Origin of the sequence: Streptomyces sp. SID3343 (genome assembly GCF_009865215.1) — a bacterium.
Classification (GTDB): Bacteria; Actinomycetota; Actinomycetes; order Streptomycetales; family Streptomycetaceae; genus Embleya.
In genome coordinates, this window is record NZ_WWJX01000205.1 from 1 (window position 1) to 1,123 (window position 1,123).

1 protein-coding gene and 1 pseudogene are annotated in these 1,123 nt (G+C 73.3%); one reads left to right on the forward strand and one right to left on the reverse strand.

The window, feature by feature from the left end:
* Nucleotides 1-428: pseudogene (locus GT354_RS53605) on the reverse strand (hypothetical protein); the annotation flags it as partial.
* 375 nt (nt 429-803) lie between these two features.
* On the opposite strand from GT354_RS53605, the gene GT354_RS07425 reads away from it, so the two are divergent.
* Nucleotides 804-1,123: hypothetical protein (locus tag GT354_RS07425; RefSeq protein WP_161355455.1), on the forward strand; the 320-nt coding region annotated here is incomplete at its 3' end.

Here is a 1,123-nt window from a genome sequence, read left to right on the forward strand (position 1 = left end):
GTGGTGCGGGCGGCGGTGACTGTAAGGCAAGTGGCGGGGGCGGAGTTGTGTTCGGTGCTCGGGTTTGCTGTGTGCAGACCGTCCGTGGTGCCGTCGGCTCCGATTCTGCGTCGGGTGTTCGTGGGGTGGTGGGTTCCGGTGCCCGCGTTCACCGCCTGGTGGGCGGCACTTGGGGGTGCCTCGCCGGTTCTGTCGGTACGGGGGGCGCTGCCGGGGCCGGTGGCCGAGGCGAGGTTGCGCTCGGGGTTCGGGTTCGCTGTGCCCCTACCGTCCGTGGCGGGGCCGGGATCGGGTTTGTGCGGGTCGTTGGTGGGGCTGCGGAAACCGGCGCCTGCGGCCACGGCTTTCCGGGCGCCGGCCCGGGCTGTCTTGCGTGCTCTGCCGGTACGACTGCCGGTGTGGGTGGTGGACTCGTGCCTGGGGCTCAAGCCCGCTTTATCCGTGGCATCCGTGGCATCCGTGGCATTGTCGGGCCCGGGTTCGTGCCGGGCGTTCGGGTGATTGCGGGTTTCGGGGGCGCGTCCGGCGTCCGGGGCCACTTCGTGCGTATCGTCTCCGACTCGGGCGGTCTCGGCCTCGTGGCGGCCCGCCGTACGACTGTGGGGCCCGAGGTTGGTGGGCCCGGTGCGCATGTCTGCTTCGTGCGTGGCGTCCGGGGCGCCGGCGGTATTTGTTTGGTGCGCCCTGTCGGTGGCGGCGCCCGGGCCAGTTGTTCGTCTGCCGTCGGTGCTGCCGGCGCTCGGCTGCACTTCGCGGGCAACGTGGGTGCGGACACCCCGCTTCGTCTTGCACGAGCGCTTGACATGCGTGCGATCGCCCGGCCTCGGGCCGCGTCGGTGGCGGCCCGTACGGTCACGCGACAGCGCCTTGCGGGCACCAGCCGTCGCGCCGCTGTGCGGCCTCGTGTCGCGCCCTTCGTCGTGGCCGGGCTGGCCGGGTTGGTGGTGGTCAGTGACCATGTGGCCGATGTCCCGGTCGCCTGGGTGCTGTTCAGTGCGCTCGCCGGTGGGCCCACGTGGGCCGCCTGGGCGTTCGGGCGTCGTCGTGGTGCGCGCCGTCGTACGGGGGTCCGCGCGGCGACGGCGCTGTCGCGGCGGGCGGAGTCGGCGGCCGAGCAGGCCGC